This is a genomic window from Amycolatopsis sp. NPDC051716 (genome assembly GCF_040681595.1).
Taxonomy (GTDB): domain Bacteria; phylum Actinomycetota; class Actinomycetes; order Mycobacteriales; family Pseudonocardiaceae; genus Amycolatopsis.
Genome location: NZ_JBFAZA010000048.1, coordinates 1 through 24077 on the forward strand (window position 1 = coordinate 1; position 24077 = coordinate 24077).

Sequence of the window (24077 nt, forward strand, 5' to 3'; positions counted from 1 at the left end):
CCAGCTCATCATACGACGGACGAACACCTTCCCCCACAACAAGATCATCCCACAGTCCCGTTCACAGCCCAGAAACGACCTGAACAGTCACCGAACGGGTACAACGACCCCGCCTCGGAAAACACCGGAAAGCCAATCAGGGCAACCAAAGCAGCAGGCCTCAGATAGCCACCCGCCGAGCCCGTTCGATGTCCGGACCACGGTAGAGCCGCTCAGGAATCCCCGCCAGCGTTGAAGGATGCACCTGCGGCCCCAACCCGTAGAACTTCTGGAAACTCATGATCAACGGCCGCCAGGCGTCCGGGTCGATGCGGTCCTCTTCACCCACCATCCGGATCGACTCGTGCACGAATACCCGCTGCACCCGCACCTCGAAGGCGACCACTCCCCCGTCGTCACCGACCGGGTGCACCGCCTCGACGACGGCCTCCATGGCCACCGGGCATTCCGCGACCCGGGGCGGCTGCACGGTCGACGACGCCACCGGTGTCAGCCCGGCGCGCGCGAACTTGTCCGCCACGTGGAAGTACCCCCGCCGAAGCTTGCCGTCGGGGACCGGGTCCGAGCCGGTCGTCAGGGCCAGCCGATCGACCGCCGGGGCCATCGACTCCGACGGCAGGTTCAAGACTGCTTCCCGGGTGCGCAGCAGGTTCTGCGCCGTCTTCGACCGGACGCCCAGCCCGAGCACCGCCCGCCAGCCGAGCCAGAACGCCGAGGACATCGGGGCCAGATTGGCCGAACCGTCTTCATTGGTACTGGAAATCACCACCACCGGAGTACCGAAATACAGGATACCGGGCTCGATGGGCGTGTGCGCAACAGTGTTCACCCCCCGATCGTGCCGTCCACACGGGACTCGCCGCTGGCGGGAATCGGCCATCGCGATCAAGGGGCGGCACCGGCCAGAAGTGCCGCCCCCTACCGCTTACCGCGACGCTTGCGTCAACGCCCGCCGGGTCAGTACCCGGGCGAGGTGGCGGCGGTACTCCGCCGTCGCGTGGGGCTCGTCCGGCGGGTTCGTTCCTTCGGCCGCCAATGCCGCCGCGTCCTCGATCGATGCCCCGGCCGCCAAGGCTTCCTCGGTGGCCGTGGCGCGCAGGGGCACGCCGCCCATGTTCACCAAGCCGACGCGGCCGCCCACGACCGTCACCCCGACCATCGCCCAGTCGATCGCGCGGCGGGTGAACTTCTCGAAGGCCCAGCCCTGGCCCGTCTGGGCCGGGAGACGGATCTCCGTCAGCAGTTCCGCCGGCTCCAGCGGTGTCGTGAACGGGCCGAGGAAGAACTCCGCCGCCGGAATGCGGCGCTCCCCCGACGGGCCCTGGGCCACCAGGACCGCGTCGGAGGCCAGGACCGCCGCCGGGAGGTCCGCCGCCGAGTCCGCGTGGACCAGGGAGCCGCCGATCGTGCCGCGGTGGCGGACCTGGCGGTCGCCCACCTCGCCGGACACGTGGGCCAGCAGGGGCGCGTGCTCGAGCAGCACCGGGTCCTGCACCAGCGCGCTGTACCGGGACAACGCGCCGATGGCGACTTCGCCGCCCTCCAGCCGGACGTAGCGCAGCTCGTCGAGCGGGCCGATGTCCACCAGGTACTCCGGCGCGGCCAGCCGCAGCTTCATCAGCGGCAGCAGGGAGTGGCCGCCCGCCAGCACTTTCGCGTCGTCGCCGTGCGAGGCGAGCAACGTCAGCGCCTCGTCCACAGTGGACGCCCGCAGGTACTGGAACGAAGCGGGGATCACCGGTCCACCTCCTGATCCGACGCATCGACGACGGCGCTGACGATGTTGTGGTACCCCGTGCAGCGGCAGAGGTTGCCCTCGAGCCCGGCGCGGACCTCGTCGCGCGTCGGCTTCGGGTTGTCGGCCAGCAGGGACACCGCCGCCATGATCATCCCCGGCGTGCAGAACCCGCACTGCAGGCCGTGCTGCTCGCGGAACGCGCGCTGCACGGGGTGCAGCGCACCGTCCGAAGCAGACAGTCCCTCGACGGTGGTGACGGCGTGGCCGTCGGCCTGCGCGGCCAGCACCGTGCACGACTTGACCGACTCGCCGTCGAGCAGCACCGTGCAGGCGCCGCAGGACGTCGTGTCGCAGCCGATGTTCGTGGCGGTCAGGCCGGCGGTGTCGCGCAGGAAGTGCACCAGCAGCGTCCGGTCGGGCACCTCCTCGGTCACCGGCCGCCCGTTGACCTCGATCGAGACCTTCACTGCGCGCTTCCCTTCCGAGCTTCCTCAAGTGCCGCCCAGACCCGGATCGGGGTCGTGGGCATGTCCAGGTGCGTGACGCCGCGCGCGGAGAGCGCGTCCACCACGGCGTTGTGCACCGCCGGCGTCGAACCGATCGTCGCCGCCTCGCCGATCCCCTTGACGCCCAGCAGGTTCCGGTCGGTCGGGGTGGCCATGTCGACGAGCTCGAAGTCCGGCAGCTCGACGGCGGTGATGAACGAGTAGTCCGCCAGCGTCGCGGTCGTCGGGTTGCCGTCCTCGTCGTAGGTGACGACCTCCATGAGCGCCTGCGCCGCGCCCTGCCCGAGCCCGCCGTGGCGCTGGCCGCGGAAGGTGAGCGGGTTGACGATCGGGCCGGCGTCGTCGACGGCGACGATCCGGCGCAGCTCGACCTTGCCGGTCTCGGTGTCGACCTCGACGACGGCGAGGTGCGCGCCGAACGGGAACGTCGGCGTGCCGCCACCGAACCAGACGTCGGCGGTGAGCTTGCCGTCGGACGCCGTCTCGGCGACCTGCGCCCAGCTGAGCACGGAGCTCGACGGCGCGCCGCGGACCTGCCAGACGCCGCGCTCGGCGTCCAGTTCGAGGTCCTCGGGCGCCGCTTCCAGCAGCTCGGCCGCCAGCTCGCGGGCCTGCGTGATCACCTCTTCGGCCGCCTGCCGGATCGCCGAGCCGCCCAGCTGCAGCGACCGGGAGCCGAACGTGCCGATCGCCTTCGGCACCTCGTCGGTGTCGCCGTGCCGGACGGTGATCTTCTCCAGCGGGACGCCGAGCTGGTCGGACAGCAGCATCGCCAGCGACGTGCCGAGCCCCTGCCCGTGCGGCGAACTGCCGGTCCACGCGACGACCGAGCCGTCCGGGTGGATGTCGACGCGGCCGCTCTCGCCGCCGCCGTCGCCGCCGGTGATCTCGACGTAGGCGGCGATCCCCAGGCCGAGTTCCACCGGGTCGCCCGCCTCACGCCGCCGCCGCTGCTCGGCCCGCAGCTCCGCGTACCCGGCGGCCTCCAGCGCCTTGTCCAGCGCCGCCGCGTACTCGCCCGTGTCGTAGAACGCCCCGGTCGGCGACTGGTACGGGAACTCCTCCGGCCGGATGAAGTTGACCCGGCGGACGTCGGCCGGGTCCAGCCCGAGCTCGGTGGCGAACAGGTCCATCGCCCGCTCGACGGCGGCGGTCGCCTCCGGACGGCCCGCGCCGCGGTAGGCCGCGACCGGCGTGGTGTTCGTGACCACCGCGCGGCTGCGGGTCTGGACCCGCGGGAACCGGTAGACGCCGACGGCCATCAGCTCGGTCAGCGTCGGCAGGAACAGCGTCCGCGGGTACGCGCCCGCGTCCTGGACGACGTCGAGGCGGTACGCGAGGACCGTGCCGTCGCGCTTCCCGCCGATGGTCACGGTGTTGAGCTGCGCGCGGCCGTGCGTCATCGACGTCAGGTTCTCGCTGCGCGACTCGACCCAGCGCACCGGCCGCCCGAGCCGTTTGGCGGCCCAGCCCAGCACGGTCGCCTCGGGGTCCGCGCCGATCTTCGCACCGAACCCGCCGCCGACGTCCGGCGCGATCACCCGCACCGACTCCTCGCCGACGCCGAGGCTCGCCGCCAGCTGCATCCGGGCGATCTGGGCGTTCTGCGTGGACAACCAGGCCGTCAGCCGGCCGTCCGCGCCCCAGGCGCAGGACGCGCCGCGCACTTCCAGCGGCGCGGGGGCGACGCGCTGGTTGGCGATCGTCCGCGTGACCACGACGTCGCAGTCTTCGAAGATCGTGTCGTCGAACTCCTCCGCGCCGTTGACCTGCACGATGTTGCTGCCGGTGTCCGGGTACAGCAGCGTCTCGCCGTCCAGCGCGGCGCCGATGCTCGCCACCGCGTCCAGCGGCTCGTAGTCGACGTCGACCAGCTCGGCGGCGTCGGCCAGCTGGTAGCGCTCTTCGGTGAGGACCAGCGCGACGGGCTCGCCGACGTAGCGCACCACCCCGTCGGCCAGCCAAGGTTCTTGCACCGGTCCGGCCGCGTGCGGTTCGAGGCCGAGGTCGGCGGCGGTGAACACGCCCAGCACCCCGGGTGCCGCCTTCGCCTCGCTCACGTCGATGCCGCCGATCCGCGCGTGCGCGATCGGACTTCGCACGAAAACCGCGTGCGCGGCACCGGAAAGCGCTTCCGCCCGCAGATCGTCCACGTAGGTGCCGCCCGCGGTGATCAGGTTCTGATCTTCCTGGCGGACCACCCTGGTCCCGACAATGCTCATCTGGTCTCCTGCTCGCCGATACCCCGCCGATCATGCCCTCAGGGCGAGGACGACCGCCAGGCCCAGTCCGCCGATCCCGATCCCGATCCGCAACGGCGTCGCCGGCAGCCGGCGCACGAGCGCGGACCCCAGCCACGAGCCGCCGAGCGAGCCGAGGCAGACGGCGAGCGCGGCCGGCCAGACGACCTTGCCGGTGGCCGAAAAGACGATCGCGGCGAGCAGGTTCGCCGAGCCGGTGATCAGGTTCTTCGCCGCGTTGGTGCGGGCCAGCGGCTGGCTCCAGACGCTGACCAGCAGCGCGAGCATGAGCACGCCGGCGGCGGCGCCGAAGTAGCCGCCGTAGATGCCGATCAGGAACGCGACCACGCCGGTCGCCGGGCTGAGGCCGTGGTGTTCGGCGCCTTCGGCCAGCCGGCGCAGCCGCGGCCCGGCCATCAGCACCAGCGACGCGCCGCCGATCAGCCACGGCACGATGCGGGTGAACGCGTCGGACGGCGTCAGCAGCAGGATCAGCCCGCCGCACGCCCCGCCGACGGTGGTGATGGCGCAGAGCGGGACGAGCCGGCTTCGCTGCCCGGCCAGTTCGGGACGCGCGCCGGCCGCCGCGCCCACGGTGGTGCCCAGCATGGCGACGGTGTTGGTGACGTTGGCGGTCACCGGCGGCAGGCCGGCGGCGAGCAGCGCCGGGTAGGACACCAGCGACGCGAGCCCGGCGGTCGCCCCGGTCAGGCCGGCCCCGACGCCGGCCAGCACGAGCAGGAGCAGCACCCACGGGTCGGTGATCACGTTGTCATCCCACCACGCGCCCCCGGCTGTCGATCCGGGCCACCGCCGTTCGTCTCAGCGGTGACAACCGGAACAAGCGGAAGGACAGCTTCGATGCGTTCGATCACCGTCACCATGAGCGTCACCCTCGACGGCGTCGTGCAGGGCCTCGGCCGTCCCGACGAGGACACCCGCGGCGGCTTCACCCACGGCGGCTGGGGCACGCGCTACCAGGACGACGTCCTGGCCCGGGAGATGGCCAAGGGCATGAGCCGGCCCGGCGACATGCTGTTCGGCCGACGCACGTGGCAGGACTTCACCACCGCCTGGGGCGGGCGCACCGACGGGAACCCGTTCACCACGCACCTGGACGCCGCCACCAAGTACGTCGCCTCGACCACGCTCGACGACGCCGGTGCCTGGGAAAACTCGATCCTGCTGCGGGGCGAGGCGGCCGAGACGGTGGCCGAACTGAAGGGTCGCCCCGGCCGGGACCTGTCGATCATCGGCAGCGCGTCGCTGGTCCGGGACCTGCACGCCGCCGGGCTGGTCGACCACTACACCCTGCTGATCCACCCGCTGACCCTCGGGACGGGAGCCCGGCTCTTCGGCGACGCGCCGCCCACCGAGTTCGCCCTCACGAGCTGTGTTCCCACGACCAAGGGCGTCTTGATCGCGCGATATGACCGCCGGGTATAGAGCGTTATACGAATTACTCCGGGGGTTGTCCGAAACCGGACGGGATCGCGCGCGGGGCTTGCCCGGTGGGCGGACGGCGTCCCAGAATCCGCGCTGACAAGGTTGTCAACGAGCGGAGGCGGGCATGGGCGAGCTGGACCGGCGGCGAGCGCTCCGCCTGCTGGGCGCGGGCGGAGCGGCGGCCGCGCTGGCCTCGGGGCTGCTCCCGGGCCTGGCGCGAGCAGCGGCCGGCAGCGGGCCGCCCGACCCGGTCGCCGCGACGTACCTGCGCGTCCTGCTGCGGCACACGCGCTGGGCCGAGCAGCAGTTCGACCCGGCCGCGGGCACCTACCCGGCCCGGGACTTCACCTTCGCCGTCGTGCTCGGCAACGCCGTCCTGCTCACCCGCGACGGCTACGACGCCACGATCGCCGGCGTCGACCGGGAGACCCTCCGCGCGCACACCCTGGCCACGCTCCGGCGCTTCGCCGCGTCGAACCGGCTGGCCGGCGGGACCGAGTGGGGCCGGAAGCTGTTCTTCGACACCACCTTCCAGTCGTACTTCGTGCTCGCCGCCCGTCTCTTGTGGACGGACCTCGACGAGCCGACGCGGCAGAACGTCGAACGCATCACCGCCGGGCAGGCCGCCTACACCACCGCGCTCGGCACCGGCGACGACCCGGACTCCGGCAGCTGGACCCCGCACGGCCTGCTCGGCGGCCACGTCGGCGACACGAAGCTCGAGGAGATGGGCGTCTACGCCCAATCCCTCGCCCCCGCCCTCGCGTGGGCCGCCGACGACCCGCGGGCGGCCGAGTGGCGGACGGCCTTCGGCGCGTGGAGCCGCAACGAGGCCGGGCTGCCCGCCGCCGACCTGGCCAACCCGCGGCTCGTCGACGGCCGTCCGGTCAGCGCGAACACCGCCACCAACCTCTACGACACCTTCCTCGTCGAGAACCACGGTTCGTTCGGCCCGCACTACCAGGAAGAGCTCTGGCGCACCTCCGGCCGCAACGCGATGCACTTCCTCGCCGCCGGCACACCGCTGCCGGAGGTGCTCACCGCGCAGCCGAACGGCGAACTGCTCTGGCGCACCATGCTGCTGATGACCAGCGACGCCGGCGAGCCGCTGATGCCGATGGTCGCCGACCGCGAGCACCTCTACGGCCGCGACGTCATCCCGCTGGCCTTCCGCGCCCAGGTGCTCGGCGACCGGCACGCCGCCCGCGCCGAAGCCGACCTCGCCGCCCGCCTCGAGCCCTACCAGGCCTACCCGCCGGCCGACCGGCTCACGAAGTTCTCGGGCGAACCGAAGTACGAGCCGGAGGCGCGCGCCGAACTCGCCATCAGCTACCTGCTGCACGAATGGCGCGCCGCGCACGGCGGCCCGGTCGTCCCGGTGACCGGGCGCGAGTTCGACGCCCACGCGGCCGGGGTCGCCGACTTCGGTGCCGGGCCCGGCCTGCTGGCCCACCGCTCCCCCGCCGCCTGGGCCGGGACGGTCAGCAAGCCCGGGTTCGTGAAGTTCGCCTGGCAGCCGCACCACGACGACTGGCTGTTCGTGCTCGGCGGCGCGAACCCCGTGCTGCTGCCGTCGACGAACCTCGCGGTGCGGGAACGGCACGCCACGACGTACTCGAAGGTCCGCGACGGCTTCGACGGCACCGTCGGCCTCCTGCGCTTCGCCACCGGGTACGCGGCGCTGGCCACCCTGCCGACCGGCACCGCCGTCTACGCCAGCAGCGGGATCGCCGCGGGCGAAGGCGTGCTGGACGTCTACAACCTCGCGATGCCCGGCGTCCCCGGCCTCGACGGCGAGCGCACCTACACCGCCGCCGAAGGGACCGTGACAGTGAAGGCGGGCACTGCCCCGGCCGGCGCCCGGACCGACGAGCTGACCTTTTCCCCGGTCACCGCCCGGCACGTCCGCATGCTCGGCGTCGAGCCGGACCCGCAGTACGGCTATTCGCTCTGGGCGTTCGAGGTCGGCGACGGCCCCGACCTCGCGCGAGCCGGCACCGCGTCGGCTTCTTCGTCGTCTCCGGGAAAGGAGGCCAAGTACGCCATCGACGGCGACGCCGTGACCAGGTGGGCAGTGTCCACATCGGACCGGACGCGGGCGGACAGCTGGCTGGCCGTCGACCTCGGCGCCCCGGTGACCTTCGGCCGCGTGCGGCTGAGCTGGGAGGCGGCCGCGGGCCGGAAGTACCGGATCGAAACCTCGCCCGACGGCGTGACCTGGACGCCGGCGGGGAGCTACCCGGTGCCCGCACTGCGCAGCACCGGCGGCCGGCTGGACATCGACGGCCGGGCCGGGATCACCGTCGCGGGCCCGAACCCGCTCACCGTCACCGGCGACCGGGTCACGCTCTCCGACGGCCCGCCCGTCCGGTTCGTCGCCGAGCTGCGGCCCGGTCCGCCGCAGGCGTCCGGCCGGGTCGCCACCGGCGCGGCCGCGGTCGAAGCCACCGTCACCGACGGCTTCCTCGTGCTGCTCAACCTCGGCGACGCCGCGGTGCGCGGCACCGTGACCATCCCGGGCGCCACCCGCCGGCTCTACCGCGGTGAGCAGGCCGTCACCCGGACCGGCACGGAATTCTCCTACGCGCTGGCCGCGGCGGAGGGCCGCATCGAGCCCCCGCGGTTCACGCTGACCGGCCCCGCCGGGGTCAAAGCGGTCGTCCACGACGCGAGCCGGGTGGACCTCACCGCGCCGGCCGGGCTGCTGCCCGTGCTGGTCACGGTGACCCCGGACGGCGGGCGCGCCCGGCCGGTGCTGCTGCCGCCGCGCCGGACCGTGCCGGTCGTCTTCGGCGAACTCCGCCCGTACCCGCTGGCCGACCGCGCGCTCGGGCGGACCACCTTCCCCGCCGAGCCGCTGCCGCCGGGCATGTCCGCCCCGGCCGCGGCCGTCGACGACGACCCGGCGACCGCATGGCGGCCGGGCCCGGACGGCCGGATGGTCGTCGATCTCGGGGCGGTGACGGAGGTTTCCGCGGTCGAGCTGATCTGGACCCGGGGACGCGTCCCCGCCGCCACCGTCGAAACCAGCGTCGACGGCGTCACCTACGCGACGGCGGACACCGGACCGGCCCGGTACGTGGCGGTCCGGACGCGCTGGAAGGCCGGCGACGCGAGCCTCACGCGGTTGTCGGTCCGCACTTGATCGATCTCGGACACCTCGCGCCGGGCCCGCGGGCGAGTACCTTGGCACCACGGAGCTTTCCACCCGCCCGATCGGGAGGACGGATGCGCGTCACGATCGCCGAAGTCGCCCGCCGCGCACGGGTGAGCAAGACGACCGTGTCGCGGGTGCTCAACAACAAGGCCGACGTGGACGCGGCGACCGCGATCCGGGTGCGCGAAGTGATCGCCGCGACCGGGTACATCCCCAGCGCCGGCGCGGTCGGGCTGGCCCGCGGGGTGACGCGCACGGTCGGGATGCTGGTGCCGGGACTGACCTGGCCGTGGATGGGCGAAGTGCTGCAGGGCGTCGCCGACGTCGTGGAGTCGAAGGGCTACGGCCTGCTGCTGTCCACCGCCAACCGCGGCGCCGACTCCCTCGGCGAGTTCTCGCGGCAGGTCTCGGCGAAGGCGTTCGACGGGCTCCTGCTGGTGGAACCGCCGGACGCGGTGCGGCACCTGCGCGTGCTGCACGACTCCGGGCTGCCGGTGGTGGTGATCGACGACCGCGGCCGCCGTCCGGCGTTCCCGTCGGTGGGCACGGACAACCGGCAGGGCGGCGCGTCCGCGGCGCGCCACCTCCTCGCCACCGGCCGCACCCGGCTGGCCACGGTGACCGGCCCCCGCGACTTCGGCTGCACCGCCGACCGCCTCAACGGCTTCAACGAGGTCGTCCTCGACGCCGGCCGGACCCTCGACCCGCGGTTGATCATCGAAGGGGACTTCACGAGCGAAAGCGGCGAGGCGGCGATCCTCCAGCTCCTCGAAACGGGCCCGGAGTTCGACGCGGTCTTCGCGCACAACGACCTGACGGCGGCGGGGGTGCTGGCCGGCCTGCGCAAGGCGGGCCGCGCGGTGCCGGGGGACGTCGCCGTGGTCGGCTTCGACGACATCCCCCTGGCCGCACACACCCAGCCGCCGCTCACCACGATCCGCCAGCCGCTGCGGCTGATGGGCGAGACGGCGGCCGGGCTGCTGCTGGACCGCCTGGCCGGCGCGCCGGCGCCGGCCGCCCCGCTGATCGTCCCGACGGCGCTGGTGGTCCGCGAGTCGACTCAGGAGACGGTCAGCGTCGCCGACCGCGGCACGGTGCGCGAGGAATCACCGACGTAGCCCGGCGGTCACTGGTACACCCGCACGTAGTCGATGACCATGTCCTGCGGGAGCACGGTCCCCGCTCCCGGCGGCCCGGGGAAGTCGCCGCCGATGGCGTTGTTGAGGATCAGGAAGAACGGGTGGTCGTACACCCACGGCCCGCGCGTGCTCTCGACGGTGTCCCGGTTGATCGTCTCGAACGCGTTTCCATCGACGGAGAAGGTCATGTGCGAGGCGTCCCAGTCGAGGCCGAAGCGGTGGAAGCCGGCGGAGACGTCCTGGCCGAGGTCGAGCGGTGCGCCGATACCACCGGCACCGTTGTACGCCGGGGCGTGGATCGTCGAGTAGGCCAGGTTCGGGGACTTGCCGACGTGCTCCATGATGTCGATCTCGCCGCAGTTCGGCCACGGCGTGCCGCTGAAGAAGTTCGCGCCCAGCAGCCAGAACGCGGGCCACAGCCCCTGCGTGCCGGACACCTTGATGTTCGCCTCGACGTGGCCGTAGGTGAAGCTGAACTTGCCCGCGGTGTTGATCCGGCCGGAGGTGTACTGGCAGGTACCGCTGCCGCTGATCGGGTCGACCGGGCACGCGCTGCCCGGGGTGGCTTCCCGGCGGACCTGGATGACGAGGTTGCCGCGGCCGTCCTGCTTGGCGTTGTTGTTGTTCGTGTAGTACTCGAGCTCGTTGTTGACGCCGGGGCCGGTCTCGGCGGTCCACTTGCTCGCGTCCGGGTTCGCGCCCGCGGCGCCGTTGAACTCGTCGCTCCAGACCAGCGTGCCCGGGAAGTGCGGGGCCGGCGGCGCGGGCGGCGGCTGCGTCGGGTTGCCGCCGGTGCCGTAGACGTCGAAGCCCCACAGCGAATACCCGTAGCCGTTGGACCGGGCGGTGCCGTACATGCGGACGTACCGACCCGAGCCGTTGACGGTCAGCGTCTCCTTGAAGCCCTTGCCCGTGGTCGTCGAGTAGAGCGTCGTCCAGTTCGCGTTGTCGTTCGACACCTGGAGCTGGTAGGCGACGGCGTAGGCCGGGTCCCACTGCAGGACGACCTGGTGGATCGCCGCCGGAGCGCCGAGGTCGACGGTGATCCAGCCCGGGTCGACCCAGCCGGTGGTCGCGCTGGTCGCCCAGCGCGTGGCCGGGTCGTGGTCGAACGCCTTGGCCGGCAGGCAGCCGGGGCAGTTGCCGTCGTCCTGGTACGAGGACGCCTGACCGGACTTGCCGTAGGAGAGCAGGACGTCACCGGGCTGGGTCGTGCCGCCCCCGCCGTAGACCTGGAACTCCCACAGCGAATAGCCGTACTGCGTGGCGCGCTGGGTGCCGGTCAGCCGGACGTACCGGCCGCTGCCGGTGACGTTCAGGGTCTGCGTACCGCCGGTGGCGGTGGTGGTCGAGTAGAGCGACGTCCAGGTGTTGCCGTCGGCGGACGCCTGGAGCGTGAACGCCTTGGCGTAGGCGGCTTCCCAGTTCAGCACGACCTGGGACAGCTGCTGGCTGGAGCCGAGGTCGACCTGGAGGTACTGCGGGTCGCTGAAGCCACTCGACCAGCGGGTACCGGGGTCGCCGTCGACGGCGGCGGCCGCCGGGAACGCGGCGGACTCGGCGGAGGACGCCGTCACCGGACGGCCTTGGGAGAGCAGGACGGGCGCGGCCTGCGCCACCGGTGCGGTGAGCAGGGCGGCCAGGGTCAGGGCGAGGACGGCGAGAACCCGGGTCCTCGGCATGCGGCGTTGCATGGGCACCTCCACGGCGAACCGGCGCCGGGGCGGCCTTGCCCCGGCGCGGATCGGCTCACGTGGTCTCCGGCGCGGGTGTGGGTCCCGGCCGTCGGCACGCTCTTAGTTCAAGATATAAATAAAGAGTCGTAAAATGTCAACGGCCCAGCGCCGGGCGGTCGCGGCCGGCCCCGGACATTGGTCCGGGCGAGGAAAATCCGCGCCGGAGCCTTGACTCCGCCGAACCCGGCGCTGTTAACTGCGATCTCACCGACGGAACCGGTTCCGTGACCGCCAGCCGGGACGGCTCCGCCGCGACACACCCTTTCGGGCTGACTGGTTCGCGCTCCTCGCACCACCCGGTACCGCTCTTCCGGCTCACGGCGCCGGGCGGGTGCCCGGACGCGAACCCGCCGCACCACCCGACGCCGGCGCGAGCTGTGGGGCTCGCCCGGTCCGTTTCGCACGTCCTCCCCCCGATCAGCAGGCAGGCCGATGAGATCAACGACGTTCTCCCCCGTACACCGCCTCCTCGTCATCGCCACCACCTTCGTCACCGCGGTCACCACCGCGGCGGTGGTCGGCTCCGCACCGGCGCAGGCCGCCGCGTGCGGCACCACCAACCTCGCGCAGGGCCACCCCGCGACCGCGTCCTCGGCCGAGAACGGCGGGACACCCGCGTCCGCCGCGGTCGACGGCAACACCGGGACCCGGTGGTCCAGCGCGTTCGGCGACCCGCAGTGGCTGCAGGTCGACCTGGGCTCCGCGCAGCAGCTCTGCGACGTGATGCTCAGCTGGGAAGCCGCCTACGCGAAGGCGTTCAGCGTCCAGCTGTCCACTGACGCGACCAGCTGGACCACGGCGTACTCGACCACCACCGGCGCCGGCGGCACGCAGACGGTGGCCCTCACCGGGACCGCCCGCTACCTGCGGGTCTACGGCACCCAGCGGGCGACCGGCTACGGCTACTCCCTGTGGGAAGTGGCCGTGCACGGCAGCGGCGGCGGGACGACCATCCCGCCGACCGACCCGCGCAACCCGGACCTCGGGCCGAACGTGTCGGTGTTCGACCCGTCGACCCCGGCCGCGACGATCCAGAACCGGCTGACGCAGCTCGCGAACCAGCAGCACACGAACCAGTTCGGCAACGAGCGTTACGCCGTGCTCTTCAAACCGGGCAGCTACAACGCCGACGTCAACCTCGGCTTCTACGAGCAGGTCGCCGGGCTGGGTCTCTCCCCCGACGACGTCAACCTCAACGGTCACGTCCGCGTCGAGGCGGACTGGCTGCAGCAGGGTGACAACCCGGCCAACAAGGGCAACGCGACCCAGAACTTCTGGCGGTCGGCCGAAAACCTGTCGGTGACGCTGCCGGCCGGCCAGGTCGAGCGCTGGGCCGTCGCGCAGGCCGCACCCTACCGCCGGATGCACCTCAAGGGCAGCCAGATCCAGCTGTGGAACGGCGGTGACGGCTGGGCCAGCGGCGGCCTGATCGCCGACAGCAAGATCGACGGCGTCGCCGTTTCCGGGTCGCAGCAGCAGTTCCTGACCCGCAACAGCGAGCTGGGCGGCTGGCAGGGCGGCGTCTGGAACATGGTGTTCGTCGGCTCGACCGGCACCCCGCCGGCGTCGTTCCCGAACCCGCCGGAGACCGTCGTCGGCCAGACGCCGGTGATCCGCGAGAAGCCGTTCCTCTACGTCGACGGCTCGGGCAGCTACAACGTGTTCGTCCCGGCGCTGCGGCAGAACTCGTCCGGCACCAGCTGGGGCCACGGCGCACCGGCCGGGCAGTCGATCTCGCTCAGCGAGTTCTACGTGGCGCACCCGTCCGACTCGGCTGCGACGCTCAACGCCGCGCTGGCCGCGGGCAAGCACCTGCTCGTGACCCCGGGTGTGTACCACCTCGACCAGGCGCTGAACGTCACCCGCCCGGACACCGTGGTGCTCGGCCTCGGCCTGGCGACGCTGATGCCCACCAACGGGACCGCGGCGATCACGACGTCCGATGTGGACGGCGTGAAGATCGCCGGGCTGCTGATCGACGCGGGTGCGGTGAACTCGCCGGTGCTGGTGCAGGTCGGCCAGCCGGGCTCGAACGCCGGCCACGCGGCCGACCCGACGTCGCTGCACGACGTGTTCTTCCGGATCGGCGGCGCGACCGTCGGGAAGGCCACGCAGACGCTGGTGGTCAACTCGAACAACGTCATCGGCGACCACATGTGGCTGTGGCGCGGCGACCACTCGAACGGCGTCGGCTGGAACGTCAACACCGCGGCGAACGGCCTGGTCGTCAACGGGGCGAACGTGACGATGTACGGCCTGTTCGTCGAGCACTACCAGCAGTACGAGGTGCTCTGGAACGGCAACGGCGGGCGGACGTACTTCTTCCAGAACGAGATGCCGTACGACCCGCCGGACCAGGCGTCCTGGTCCAGCGGCGGCGGCCGGCAGGGCTGGGCGGCGTACAAGGTGGCCGACTCGGTGACCAGCCACGAAGGCTGGGGACTGGGCAGCTACTGCTTCTTCAACACGAATCCGTCCATCGTGGCCAGTCATTCGTTCGAGGTGCCGAACAACGGCGGCGTCCGGTTCCACAACCTGGTGTCGGTGTCACTCGGCGGGGTCGGCACGATCGCCCACGTCATCAACGATTCGGGTGATGCCGCGAACACCGGGCACCAGGTGAGCCCGCTGGTCTCCTACCCGTAACACGGCGGCGACGTACGCGTCCGGGCGGACCAGCCAGGCTTCGCCCGGACGCGCACCCAGCGCCCCGCCCAGCGGGATTTCCACCGACCGCACGCCCACCGCCCGCACGCCCGGCGTCGTCAGGAGCAGGAACCCCTGCCGCGCCAGGTCGCGCAACCGTCCACTCGCGACGGTGACGTCCGGGAGCAGCACGCCCGGTCCCGGCGGCGGCAAGGCGCCTCGCGGCGGCCGGCCCGCGAACGGCCGTTCCGGGTCGGGCGTGGTCAGCGGCGAGTCCACGTACCAGAACGGTTCCGCCAGCCGGCCCGAGTCGACCTGCTCGCCGGCGGCCGGGTCGTGCGCCGCCCGGGTGAGGACGTCGAGCCGGTGACGGCGCCGCTCGTCGTCCTGGGGCACCAGGAAGTCCATCGTCGCGGTGGTGACGGCCGCGTTCTCCACCGCCGCCGCGTGCCGCTCGGTGTGGTAGCTCTCCAGCAGCTCCTCCCCCGCGTCGCCGCGCAGGACGGCGGCCAGCTTCCAGGCCGCGTTCTCCGCGTCGGCCACGCCGGAGTTGAGCCCGCGCGCCCCGAACGGCGCGACGAGGTGCGCGCAGTCCCCGGCCAGCAGCACGCGCCCGACGCGCATCCGGTCGACGAGGCGCGTGTGGAAGCGGTACACCGACCGCCAGAGCACCTCGTAGGGCACCGGGCCGATGATCGCCCGGATCCGCGCCTCCATCGCCCCGCCCGACTCCTCGGCCGCGAGGTCGTAGTCCTCGGGCACCTGCCAGTCGATGCGGAACCGCGAGCCCGGGCACGGGTGGATGAGCACCTGGCGGCCCGGGTTCCACGGCGGGTCGAACCAGAACCGCCGCTCGGCCGCCCAGCCCGGCAGGTCGGCGCGGATGTCGCAGATCAGGAACAGGTCCCGGAACGACACCCCTTCGAGGTGCTGCCCGAGCGCCCGCCGCACGGTGTCGCCCCGCGCGCCCGCGCAGGCGATCGCGTAGTCGGCCTCGATCCGGCACGGCCCGGCTCGCGTCTCGCACCGGATTTCGACGCACCCCGGCTGGGTGAGGCCAGTGACGCGGTGGCCGCGGCGGACGTCGATGAGCGGCTCCCGCTCGATCAGCTCGTCCAGGACCTCCTCGACGCGGGCCTGCGACAAGTTGACGAACGGCGGCAGCGCCGAGCCACCGTCGGGGAGCTTCAGCGAAAACAGCTCGGTGGCGCGGTGGAACGTCCGCGCGGTCGTCCAAGTGAGGCCCTCCTCGGCCAGGCAGCCCGCGCCGAGCGACGCCCAGACGTCCAAAGTGTCCCGTTGCTGGCAGATAGCCTTGGACCCCACGGGATCGCGCACCTCGTGCTCGTCGACGAGCACGACCGGTACACCCCGGCGCGCCAGCAGCAGCGCGGCCGTCTGGCCGACCGGGCCGCTGCCCAGGACGGCGACCCTCATCCTTGGAGCTGGTCCCAGACTTCGCGGTCGCGCTCGGCCGTCCACACGACCGGCCGTTCGATGCCGCCGAGCTCGTCCCACAACCGGGAGACGTCGAAGGGCAGGCAGTGCTCGAAGATCGGCCAGTGCCCGTACTGGTCGTTCAGGGCCGCATGCGTGCGCTCGAAGGCTTCCTTGAGCGTGCCGCCGGCGTCGCGGACCGCACCGACCTCGCGGAGCATCGTGTCCAGGAAGTGCCGGGTCTGCGCGATGGCGGCGTCGACCGCCGCGCGGCCGCGGCTCACTCCGCCGCGGCCGCCGATCAGGGTCTCGGCCCCGAAGGCGGCCACCCGGTCCAAAGTGGACGACGCCCAGTCGCGGTGGAACGCGTCGCCGGTGTACAGCGCGGCTTCCGCTTCCACGAGGTCGCCGGCGTAGAGGATCTTCTGCCGCGGCAGCCACGCCACGATGTCGCCTCCGGTGTGCCCTCGCCCGCAGTACTGCAGGACGAGGTCGCCGCGGTCGCCACCGAGGTCGATCGTGAGCCGGTCGGAGAAGGTCAGCGTCGGCCAGGTGAGGCCGGGCACCGACTCCGCGCCCTTCGCCAGCCGCGGCATCCGGCCGAACTCGCTTTCCCAATCCTCCTTGCCGCGCTCGGCGACCAGGGCGCGGGTGTTCTCGTGCGCGACGATCACGTCGGCGTCGAACGCGGACGCGCCGAGCACGCGCACGGCGTGGTAGTGGCTCAGCACCAGGTACCGCACCGGCTTGTCGGTGTGCTCCCGCAGTTTCGCGAGCCACTCCCCGGCCGCGACGGGCGTGGCCAGTGCTTCGAAGCAGACGAGGAAGTCCTCGCCTTCGATCGCGCCGATGTTCGGGTCGCCCTCGGCGGTCAGCGCCCAGACGCCGTCCGCGAGGTTCTCGAGGGTCTGCGCTTTCTCCGCCAGGTCGGCCGAAGAGGCGAAGGCTTTCTTCGTCACGGCGAGCGCTCCTTGATCGTCAAAGGATTGACTATCGGGCCAGGCTAGCCCGCCGGACCACGGCGGGGAACCCTCCTTCCCCTAACCTGTCCGGCATGACCGACCGACCGGCCGACCTCGACTACCTCTCGTTCGTCGACTACGCGATCGGGAAGACGCAGGCCGAGCTGCCCACGACCGACCCGGTGGCGATGCGCCTCGGCCTCACGCTGCACCGGCTGGCCGGCGCGCTCGTCTACGACTGGGAGTCGACGGTCCACCGCCCGCGCGGCTGGAGCTGGGCCGGCTTCCGGGTGCTGTTCGTCCTGTGGCTGGCCGGCCCGCTGGAGTCCCGCCACGTGGCCCGGCTCGCCGGGATGAGCCGCGCGGCGGTGTCCGCGCTGGTCAAGACCCTGGAGCGGGACGGCCTGGCGACGCGCACCGCGGTCCCCCACGACCGCCGCGCGGTGCAGCTGGCGCTGACCGAAGCGGGCCACACCGCGGTGACCGACGCCTACCAAGAGCACAACGAGCGCGAGCAGGCCTGGGTGGCATCCCTGACCCCGGCGGAACAGACCACCCTGATCGGCCTGCTGGAGAAACTCACCACGAGCCCCGCGGCCGCGGCGGCCCAGCGCCTTACCTGACCCTCCAGGTACGCAACCCGACCCTCCAGGCACGCGAACCGGCCGCCCGGGTACGCGGCCCGGCCGCGTGGGTCAGCTGGCCAGGCCGGGCAGGCTGAGCGTGTGCCCGGTCTGCTCGGCCTTCGCCCGCAGGTACCGGACGTTGTTCTCGGTCGCGAACACCCCCGTCGGGACCCGGTCGCGCACCGCGATCCCGGCCGCCCGCAGCTGGGCCGCCTTGTCCGGGTTGTTCGACAGCAGGTCGACCCGGTCCACCCCGAGCGCACCCAGCATCTGGGCGGCGACCGTGTAGTCGCGGGCGTCTTCGGGCAGCCCGAGCGCGGCGTTCGCGGCGTAGGTGTCGAGGCCGCCGTCCTGCAGGGCGTACGCGTCGAGCTTGTTGTACAGGCCGATTCCCCGGCCCTCCTGGCGCAGGTACAGCAGGTACCCGCCGGTCTCGGAGATCCGCGCGACGGCCTCGGCCAGCTGCGGGCCGCAGTCGCAGCGCGCCGACCCGAAGACGTCGCCGGTCAGGCATTCCGAGTGCGGCCGCACCAGTGGCACCTCGCCGGGCGTGCCCAGGACGAACGCCAGGTGCTCACCGCCGTCGGCCAGGCCGCGGAAGGTGACGGCTTCGGCGTCGACCGCGATGCCGCCGTCGAGCCGCAGCGGGATCCGCACCCGCGTCCGCACCCCGGCCGTCATGCCCTCGCCCCTGGAATCACCCACAAGATCGACCCTACACGAAGTTCAAATTCGAACACCGGCCCCCGAGCACCGTGCCTGGAGGGTCGACACGCGTGTTTAGACGGTCGACACGCGTGATCAGCAGGACGACACGGCCACTTCCCCGCCCGTGCCGTGTCGACCCGGGAATCACGCGTGTCGACCTTCTGATCACGTGTGTCGGCCCTCCGATCACGCGCGCCGGCTCGAACCGGACGGTGCGAGGCGGGAAAACCGGTGGCGGCCGGGTCGTATTCTCGGGGGCATGATCCCCGGTGCCACCGCCGCCTCGTTCCTGTTGGTCGTCGTGCTCGGGGCGATGTCGCCCGGGCCCGACTTCGTCGTCGTGACGCGCTCGGCGCTCGCCGGCGGGCGGCGGGCCGGGATGGCCGCCGGGCTCGGGATCGCGCTCGGTGTCTTCGCCTGGGTGGTCGCGATCGCCCTGGGTGTCGCCGCCGTGCTCACCGCGTCGGCGGTCGCGTTCACCGTGGTCAAGCTGGCCGGCGCGGCCTACCTGGTGGTCCTCGGCGTCAAGGCGTGGCTGGCCGTGCGCCGCGGCGAGTACCGGGACCTCACCGAGACCACCGGGACGCGCCGGCTCGAGGCCGGGGCCGCCTTCCGGCAGGGCCTGGTGACGAACCTGCTCAACCCCAAGGTCGCCGTGTACTTCCTGGCCCTGCTCCCCCAGTTCCTGCCCGCCGACGGCTCGACCCTGCAGACGCTCGAACTGGCCGCGATCGCCACCGCGGGCACGATCCTGTGGTTCGTCACCCTCGCCGTCGTGGTCGGGGCGCTGAAGCGGTTCTTCAGCGCCGGCCGCGTCCGCCGGGGCCTCGACGCCCTCCTGGGCACCGTGCTCGTCGCCCTCGGGCTGAAGGTCGCCGCCGAAACGGCGTGAGCCCGGCCCCGGGCTCACGCCGTCCACTCAGCCGAGCTGCTCCGACGCCAGCCGCGTGCCCTCGACCCGCGCCGCGATCTTCGCGAACGCGATGTCACGCGAGGTCGACGTGTCGTCGGCGAACGGCGAGAACCCGCAGTCGTCGCAGGTGCCCAGCCGGTCGGCCGGCACGTACTTCGCCGCGGTGAGCACCCGGTCCCGGACCTCCTCCGCGGTCTCCACCCGCGGGTCGATCGGGTCGATGACCCCGACGAAGACCCGCTGGTCGGCCTTGAGGTGCTCGGCGATCACCCGCAGCGCCCGCTCCGGGTCGGCTTCGCTGGCCAGCTGGACGAAGAAGCGGCCGGCCTTGAGGTCGAACAACGCCGGCAGCAGGCCCGCGTAGTCGACGTCGAGGCTGTGCACGGAGTCCTGGTCGCCACCCGGGCAGGTGTGGACGCCGATCTTCGCGCGCTCCTCGGCGGTGAACCGGTCGAGCACGGCGTTGTTGAGCTCGACGAACTGGCGCAGCAGCCCGCCGGACGGGTCGAGCTTCAGCGACAGCCGCCCTTCGGTGAAGTCGATCTGCACGCTGTCCGCGCCCGCGTCGAGGCTGCCCCGGATGTCCGCCTCGGCCTCGTTCACCAGGTCGGCGACGAACTGGTCTTGCGAGTACCCATCGATGCCGCCGGCCGGGTAGATCAGCGACACGGCGGACGCGGCGATCACCGCCTGCTTGACGGGCCGGTCGGTAAGCGTTTTCGCGCGCGTCAGGTACGAGTCGGCGTGCGTCGCGTAGCGGAACGGGCCGGCGGTCAGCCGCGGCAGCTGCCGGGTGTGCCCGTCGGCGAACGGGATGACGACGCCGTCGGGCGCCAGGGCTTCCAGCCCGGCCAGCGGGTACGTCGCGAAGCTCGGCTTGCCCTGCTCTCCGTCGGTCAGCACCGGCGAGCCGGTCTCCTCGAACCGGCGGATGGTGTCGGCCAGCGCCCGGCTCTCGAGTTCGGCGAGCTCGGCGGCGTCGAGCCGGCCCGCGGCGAACTCGCCGAGGCCTTCGACGAGGTAGGCGGGACGCGGGATGCTGCCGATCGGTTCGGTGGGCAGGGTCATGAAAGTCCTCCGGCTGGTTGACGGGCCCGGCCGGTCACCGGCACGACGGCAGGACGTGGCCACCCGGCCGCCCCCACCCGCCGTCCGGGCCGTGACCGGCGACGTTCTCGGGGCAACTTAACGTGGCCGGAGCCGGTCACAGAGCGCGGATCACCCGGTCGGACCAGAGAAAAGCACGAAATGAGAAGGCGTTTGGCGGTTCGCCAGGAGGACGATTGGGTATTCGCTACGGCGATACGGCGGGTTCGGCGCCGAAGGAGGCCCGATGCTCAGTCACCACGACCGCACCGAGCTCGAGAAGATCGAGCGCACCCTGGAGCTCAGCGACCCGGATCTGGCTGCCGCGTTGCGCGACGGCCGGCGCCCGAAGTCGCGCGGGCTCCGGAGCGCCGTCCTGATCTTCTTCGATATCACCGCCGTGACGCTGCTGGTCTTGGGCTTGGTACTGCCCGACCCGGGCGTGACGCTGTGCGGGATCATCGCGCTCACCGCCACCGTCTGGACCCACGTGGCGCGGCACCGGATCTGAGGCAGACTGGGCGGGTGAAGTGGGTCCTGCACGTCGACCTCGACCAGTTCATCGCCGCGGTCGAGATCGCCCGCCACCCGGAGCTGCGCGGGAAGCCCGTCGTGGTCGGCGGCAACGGCGACCCCGCCGAGCGCGCGGTCGTCGCGACGGCGTCGTACGAGGCCCGCGAGTTCGGCGTCCAGTCCGGCATGCCGCTGCGGATCGCCGCCAAGCGCTGCCCGGACGCCGTCTTCCTGCCCAGTGACCCGGACGCCTACCTCGAGGTGTCGGCGCGTGTGATGGCCGCGGTCCGCGAGCTGCCGGTCGTGGTCGAGGTGCTGGGCTGGGACGAGGCGTTCGTCGGCGCGGAGACGGCCGACCCCGAGGCGCTGGCCGCCGCGATCAAGGAGGCGGTGGCGCGCGAGACGGGCCTGTCGTGCGCGGTCGGGATCGGGGACAACAAGCTGCGGGCCAAGCTGGCCACCGGGTTCGGCAAGCCGGGCGGGATCTACCGGCTGACGCGGGAGAACTGGTGGGAGGTGATGGCCACCCGCCCGACCGACGCGCTGTGGGGCATCGGCGGCAAGACGGCGAAGAAGCTTGCCGAGCTGGGCATCACCACGGTCCTGGACCTGGCCGGGGCCGACCCGGCGGAGCTCGCCGCGCGGTTCGGCCCGAAGACCGGCCCGTGGCTGCGGCTGCTCGGCGGCGGCATCAGCGACGCCGAGGTGAGCGCGACCCCGTGGGTGGCCCGCTCCCGCAGCCGCGAAACAACGTTCCAGCGCGACCTGACGGACCCGGCCGAGATGGCAGCCGAGGTCACGGCGCTGGCCCAGCGCGTCGCCCAGGACGTCCTCGACGAGGGCCGCCCGGCGGCGCGGGTGGCGGTCAAGGTGCGGTTCGTGCCGTTCCTGACCCACACGCACAGCATCACGCTGCCGGAACCGACGTCGGACGCGGCCGCGCTCGACCGAGCGGCGCGGGAGGTGCTCGGGATGTTCGAGCTGACCCGGGCGGTCCGGCTGCTGGGCGTGCGGGCCGAATTCCCCCGCGAGGACTAGCTCTCCGGATCTACAGCCCGTCCGGCAGCGGCAGCGGCCGGTCCGGGTCCAGCTCGACGCCGCCCGCTCGCAGGGTGTGGTCCAGCATCGCCCAGATCGTGCCGGTGAGCTGCGCGGTCAGCTGGGGCAGGCTCAGCGCGCCCGGGTGGTCGAGCCAGCGGGTCGTCGCCGATTCGACGTAACCGACCAGGCCGAACGCGATGGTGTCCGCCGGGGCCGGGTCCAGCCCGAGCGCCGTCAGGTAGCCGGTGAACAGCCGGCTGAGGTGGCGGGCGATCGCGCCGCGGACGTCCGGGCGGTCGTCCGCGGCGCCCGGCTGCGCGCGGGCCAGGTAGCGGTGCAGGTGGGCGTGCTCGGTCAGCCAGCGCAGGTGCGTCGAGATCACCGTGGAGATCATCTCGTTCGGCGAGCCTTCGGGGTGCCAGAGCGGCGCCAGGTCGGCCGTCACCAGCTCGGCCGCCCGCTGGGCGATCGCCCGCCGGAGGTCTTCCGCGCCGTCGAAGTGCCGGTACAGGCGGGTGCGCGCGACGCCGGCGCGTTCGGCGATCTGCTCGGTGGACACGTCCGGGCCGTGCTCGGCGATGGCGGCCAGCGCGGCGTCGACGAACTCCGCGCGCCGCCGTTCCTGCTGGCCCGCCCAGCGCGTCGCCCGTCCGTCGACCTTGGTCACGGCGAAAGCCTACTCACGCGCCGCCGGGCGGTGTACGCTCCCGAAGTAGCTAGTACACCGCGTACCCCCTACTTTTTTCGGAGGCCGCCATGGGCGTCGAGGCCCAGGACCGGGACGTCACCGCGGCTCGCCTGCTCAAGAGCTCGGCGAAGAACAGCTACGACCCGCACGTCGACATCGACTGGGACGCGCCGCTCGCCGAGGGCAAGGCGTACATGCCGCTCGAGCGCGTCTCCCTCTACGGCACGGAGCTCTGGGCGAGGCTGACGCCGGAGCAGCGGATCGAGCTGTCCAAGCACGAGATCGCCAGCATCATGAGCGTCGGCCTGTGGTTCGAGATCGTCCTGATGCAGCTGCTCGCCCGGTACGTCTTCGACCTGGACGCGCGCACCGAGCACGCGCAGTACGCGATGACCGAGATCGGCGACGAGACGCGGCACTCGGTGATGTTCGCCCGCACCGCGCAGCGGCTCGGCGTCCCGCGGTACGGCGTCCCCAAGGTGGTCCACCGCGCCGCGAAGGTGTTCGGCGCGACCGCCGCCGGCCCGTCGATGTTCGCCAGCGTGCTGGTCGCGGAGGAGACCACCGACCGGCTCCAGCGGTCGATGATGGACGACGACGGCATCCAGCCGCTGATCCGCTCGGTCAACCGCATCCACGTGGTCGAAGAGGCCCGGCACGTCCGGTTCGCGAAGGAGGAGGTGCTGCGCGAGACCCCGAAGCTGTCGAAGGCGGCCCTGCAGCGGCACCGGCTGCGGACCGCACTGGTGGCGTTCGGCGTGATCGACAGCATGGTCGACGCGCGGATCTACCGCAGCGTCGGGATCGACCCGCGGGAGGGCCGCGCGGCAGCGCTGGCGAACCCGCACTTCCACGAGACCCGCCGCTGGATGGCGGAGAAGATCGTGCCGTTCCTGCGCGACGCGGACCTGATCGGCGGCCGCTCCGAAGGCATCTGGCGGCGCGCGCACCTGCTCTAAATCCTTCGCGCCGGGGTGCCGGCTTCGGCCAGGATGGCCCGGTGATCACGATCAGGACGGCCCGCACCGGCGACGAAGCCGCGCTCGCCGAGATCGACCGGCGAACCTGGACCTCGGCCATGTCCCCCGCTCCCCCGCCGCCACCCGGCACACCCTTCTTCGACGGGGACACCCGGCCCGAAGACGTCCTGGTCGCCGAGCAGGACGGCGTGGTGACCGGGTACGTCCGGCTCGCCGAAGGGTTCGCCATCCCCGCCCACCGGCACGTCCGGGTGATCGGCGGGCTCGCCGTCGACCCGCGGCGGCAGCGGCTCGGCATCGCGCGCCGGCTCGTCGACGCCGCCGTGGCCGAAGCGCGGGAGCGCGGCGCCCGCAAGCTGACGCTGCGGGTGCTGGGTCACAACACCGGCGCCCGCCGGGTCTACGAACGCTGCGGGTTCGTCGTGGAAGGCGTGCTGCGGGGCGAGTTCCGCATCGACGACACCGACGTCGACGACGTTCTCATGGCCCGCTCGCTCGCTTGACAGCCTCGCCGC

At 72.5% G+C, this 24077-nt stretch carries 21 protein-coding genes; 10 read left to right on the plus strand and 11 right to left on the minus strand.

All coding sequences use genetic code 11. The features are described 5' to 3' along the window. Positions 1-160 precede the first annotated feature (160 nt). The 5 genes from AB0M30_RS42050 to AB0M30_RS42070 form a co-directional block, all read right to left on the minus strand. The gene (locus AB0M30_RS42050; protein ID WP_364596714.1) at positions 161-829 is read right to left on the minus strand and encodes a flavin reductase family protein; all 669 of its coding nucleotides are present in this window, start codon (positions 827-829) and stop codon (positions 161-163) included. Positions 830-925: 96 nt separating this feature from the next. Next, positions 926-1738 (minus strand): xanthine dehydrogenase family protein subunit M, encoded by an 813-nt coding sequence (locus AB0M30_RS42055; protein ID WP_364596559.1) that lies wholly within the window; start codon positions 1736-1738, stop codon positions 926-928. Next, positions 1735-2205 carry a (2Fe-2S)-binding protein gene (locus AB0M30_RS42060; RefSeq protein ID WP_364596562.1) on the minus strand — a complete coding sequence of 157 codons (471 nt, stop codon included), beginning with the start codon at positions 2203-2205 and terminating at the stop codon, positions 1735-1737. Before AB0M30_RS42060 ends, AB0M30_RS42055 begins: the two co-directional genes overlap by 4 nt. After that, positions 2202-4466: a xanthine dehydrogenase family protein molybdopterin-binding subunit gene (locus AB0M30_RS42065; protein ID WP_364596565.1), complete on the minus strand. Its 2265-nt coding sequence runs from the start codon at positions 4464-4466 to the stop codon at positions 2202-2204. The genes AB0M30_RS42060 and AB0M30_RS42065 overlap by 4 nt, the downstream gene beginning before the upstream one ends. Before the next feature lie 30 nt (positions 4467-4496). Further along, the gene (locus AB0M30_RS42070; RefSeq protein WP_103341553.1) at positions 4497-5252 is read right to left on the minus strand and encodes a sulfite exporter TauE/SafE family protein; all 756 of its coding nucleotides are present in this window, start codon (positions 5250-5252) and stop codon (positions 4497-4499) included. A gap of 93 nt (positions 5253-5345) precedes the next feature. On the opposite strand from AB0M30_RS42070, the gene AB0M30_RS42075 reads away from it, so the two are divergent. The 3 genes from AB0M30_RS42075 to AB0M30_RS42085 all read left to right on the plus strand — a co-directional run bounded on the left by AB0M30_RS42075 (position 5346) and on the right by AB0M30_RS42085 (position 10205). Then, a complete protein-coding gene (locus AB0M30_RS42075; RefSeq protein WP_364596568.1) occupies positions 5346-5930 on the plus strand; it encodes a dihydrofolate reductase family protein in 585 nt (194 codons plus the stop codon). A 124-nt stretch (positions 5931-6054) separates the two neighbouring features. Next, positions 6055-9075, plus strand: a complete 3021-nt coding sequence (locus AB0M30_RS42080) for a discoidin domain-containing protein (protein WP_364596571.1) — start codon at positions 6055-6057, stop codon at positions 9073-9075. Positions 9076-9158: 83 nt separating this feature from the next. Then, positions 9159-10205, plus strand: coding sequence for a LacI family DNA-binding transcriptional regulator (locus AB0M30_RS42085; RefSeq protein ID WP_364596574.1), 1047 nt, complete (start codon positions 9159-9161; stop codon positions 10203-10205). An 8-nt stretch (positions 10206-10213) separates the two neighbouring features. On the opposite strand, the gene AB0M30_RS42090 is transcribed toward AB0M30_RS42085, so the two are convergent. Then, positions 10214-11920, minus strand: coding sequence for a discoidin domain-containing protein (locus tag AB0M30_RS42090; RefSeq protein WP_364596577.1), 1707 nt, complete (start codon positions 11918-11920; stop codon positions 10214-10216). A 474-nt stretch (positions 11921-12394) separates the two neighbouring features. Between AB0M30_RS42090 and AB0M30_RS42095 the strand changes: the two genes are divergently transcribed. Then, complete coding sequence (locus AB0M30_RS42095) at positions 12395-14608, plus strand: discoidin domain-containing protein (protein WP_364596580.1); 2214 nt, start codon at positions 12395-12397, stop codon at positions 14606-14608. Here AB0M30_RS42095 and AB0M30_RS42100 read toward each other — a convergent pair. Both AB0M30_RS42100 and AB0M30_RS42105 read right to left on the minus strand, forming a co-directional pair. Continuing rightward, a complete protein-coding gene (locus tag AB0M30_RS42100; RefSeq protein WP_364596583.1) occupies positions 14510-16045 on the minus strand; it encodes an FAD-dependent monooxygenase in 1536 nt (511 codons plus the stop codon). The two genes, AB0M30_RS42095 and AB0M30_RS42100, sit on opposite strands and share 99 nt — an antisense overlap. Next, the gene (locus AB0M30_RS42105; protein ID WP_364596586.1) at positions 16042-17004 is read right to left on the minus strand and encodes an MBL fold metallo-hydrolase; all 963 of its coding nucleotides are present in this window, start codon (positions 17002-17004) and stop codon (positions 16042-16044) included. Before AB0M30_RS42105 ends, AB0M30_RS42100 begins: the two co-directional genes overlap by 4 nt. A 95-nt stretch (positions 17005-17099) precedes the next feature. On the opposite strand from AB0M30_RS42105, the gene AB0M30_RS42110 reads away from it, so the two are divergent. Beyond that, positions 17100-17630, plus strand: a complete 531-nt coding sequence (locus tag AB0M30_RS42110) for a MarR family transcriptional regulator (RefSeq protein ID WP_364596589.1) — start codon at positions 17100-17102, stop codon at positions 17628-17630. A gap of 72 nt (positions 17631-17702) precedes the next feature. Here the strand turns inward: AB0M30_RS42110 and ribA are convergent, their stop codons facing one another. After that, on the minus strand, positions 17703-18314 hold the full coding sequence (ribA, locus tag AB0M30_RS42115; protein WP_364596717.1) for a GTP cyclohydrolase II: 612 nt from the start codon (positions 18312-18314) through the stop codon (positions 17703-17705). Positions 18315-18600: 286 nt separating this feature from the next. On the opposite strand from ribA, the gene AB0M30_RS42120 reads away from it, so the two are divergent. After that, positions 18601-19233 carry a LysE family translocator gene (locus tag AB0M30_RS42120; RefSeq protein ID WP_364596592.1) on the plus strand — a complete coding sequence of 211 codons (633 nt, stop codon included), beginning with the start codon at positions 18601-18603 and terminating at the stop codon, positions 19231-19233. Between the two features lie 27 nt (positions 19234-19260). Here AB0M30_RS42120 and AB0M30_RS42125 read toward each other — a convergent pair whose 3' ends face one another. Beyond that, on the minus strand, positions 19261-20322 hold the full coding sequence (locus AB0M30_RS42125) for a cobalamin-independent methionine synthase II family protein (protein WP_364596595.1): 1062 nt from the start codon (positions 20320-20322) through the stop codon (positions 19261-19263). 265 nt (positions 20323-20587) lie between these two features. On the opposite strand from AB0M30_RS42125, the gene AB0M30_RS42130 reads away from it, so the two are divergent. Continuing rightward, entirely contained in the window at positions 20588-20851 is a 264-nt protein-coding gene (locus AB0M30_RS42130) for a DUF3040 domain-containing protein (RefSeq protein ID WP_364596598.1), read from the plus strand. Between the two features lie 14 nt (positions 20852-20865). Then, the gene (locus tag AB0M30_RS42135) at positions 20866-21891 is read left to right on the plus strand and encodes a DNA polymerase IV (protein WP_364596601.1); all 1026 of its coding nucleotides are present in this window, start codon (positions 20866-20868) and stop codon (positions 21889-21891) included. A 10-nt stretch (positions 21892-21901) separates the two neighbouring features. Here AB0M30_RS42135 and AB0M30_RS42140 read toward each other — a convergent pair whose 3' ends face one another. After that, positions 21902-22561 carry a TetR/AcrR family transcriptional regulator gene (locus AB0M30_RS42140; RefSeq protein ID WP_364596604.1) on the minus strand — a complete coding sequence of 220 codons (660 nt, stop codon included), beginning with the start codon at positions 22559-22561 and terminating at the stop codon, positions 21902-21904. Positions 22562-22650: 89 nt separating this feature from the next. Between AB0M30_RS42140 and AB0M30_RS42145 the strand changes: the two genes are divergently transcribed. Both AB0M30_RS42145 and AB0M30_RS42150 read left to right on the plus strand, forming a co-directional pair. Beyond that, positions 22651-23541: a diiron oxygenase gene (locus AB0M30_RS42145; protein ID WP_364596607.1), complete on the plus strand. Its 891-nt coding sequence runs from the start codon at positions 22651-22653 to the stop codon at positions 23539-23541. 41 nt (positions 23542-23582) lie between these two features. Beyond that, complete coding sequence (locus tag AB0M30_RS42150) at positions 23583-24065, plus strand: GNAT family N-acetyltransferase (RefSeq protein ID WP_364596610.1); 483 nt, start codon at positions 23583-23585, stop codon at positions 24063-24065. The last annotated feature ends 12 nt before the right edge of the window (positions 24066-24077 follow it).

Coding starts and splice junctions, on each gene's coding strand:
- AB0M30_RS42120 (WP_364596592.1), top strand. CDS start 18,601: ATGATCCCCGGTGCCACCGCCGCCTCGTTCCTGTTGGTCGTCGTGCTC.
- AB0M30_RS42100 (WP_364596583.1), bottom strand. CDS start 16,045: ATGAGGGTCGCCGTCCTGGGCAGCGGCCCGGTCGGCCAGACGGCCGCG.
- AB0M30_RS42130 (WP_364596598.1), top strand. CDS start 20,588: ATGCTCAGTCACCACGACCGCACCGAGCTCGAGAAGATCGAGCGCACC.
- AB0M30_RS42090 (WP_364596577.1), bottom strand. CDS start 11,920: ATGCAACGCCGCATGCCGAGGACCCGGGTTCTCGCCGTCCTCGCCCTG.
- AB0M30_RS42075 (WP_364596568.1), top strand. CDS start 5,346: ATGCGTTCGATCACCGTCACCATGAGCGTCACCCTCGACGGCGTCGTG.
- ribA (WP_364596717.1), bottom strand. CDS start 18,314: ATGACGGCCGGGGTGCGGACGCGGGTGCGGATCCCGCTGCGGCTCGAC.
- AB0M30_RS42080 (WP_364596571.1), top strand. CDS start 6,055: ATGGGCGAGCTGGACCGGCGGCGAGCGCTCCGCCTGCTGGGCGCGGGC.
- AB0M30_RS42125 (WP_364596595.1), bottom strand. CDS start 20,322: ATGACCCTGCCCACCGAACCGATCGGCAGCATCCCGCGTCCCGCCTAC.
- AB0M30_RS42110 (WP_364596589.1), top strand. CDS start 17,100: ATGACCGACCGACCGGCCGACCTCGACTACCTCTCGTTCGTCGACTAC.
- AB0M30_RS42085 (WP_364596574.1), top strand. CDS start 9,159: ATGCGCGTCACGATCGCCGAAGTCGCCCGCCGCGCACGGGTGAGCAAG.
- AB0M30_RS42095 (WP_364596580.1), top strand. CDS start 12,395: ATGAGATCAACGACGTTCTCCCCCGTACACCGCCTCCTCGTCATCGCC.
- AB0M30_RS42145 (WP_364596607.1), top strand. CDS start 22,651: ATGGGCGTCGAGGCCCAGGACCGGGACGTCACCGCGGCTCGCCTGCTC.
- AB0M30_RS42065 (WP_364596565.1), bottom strand. CDS start 4,466: ATGAGCATTGTCGGGACCAGGGTGGTCCGCCAGGAAGATCAGAACCTG.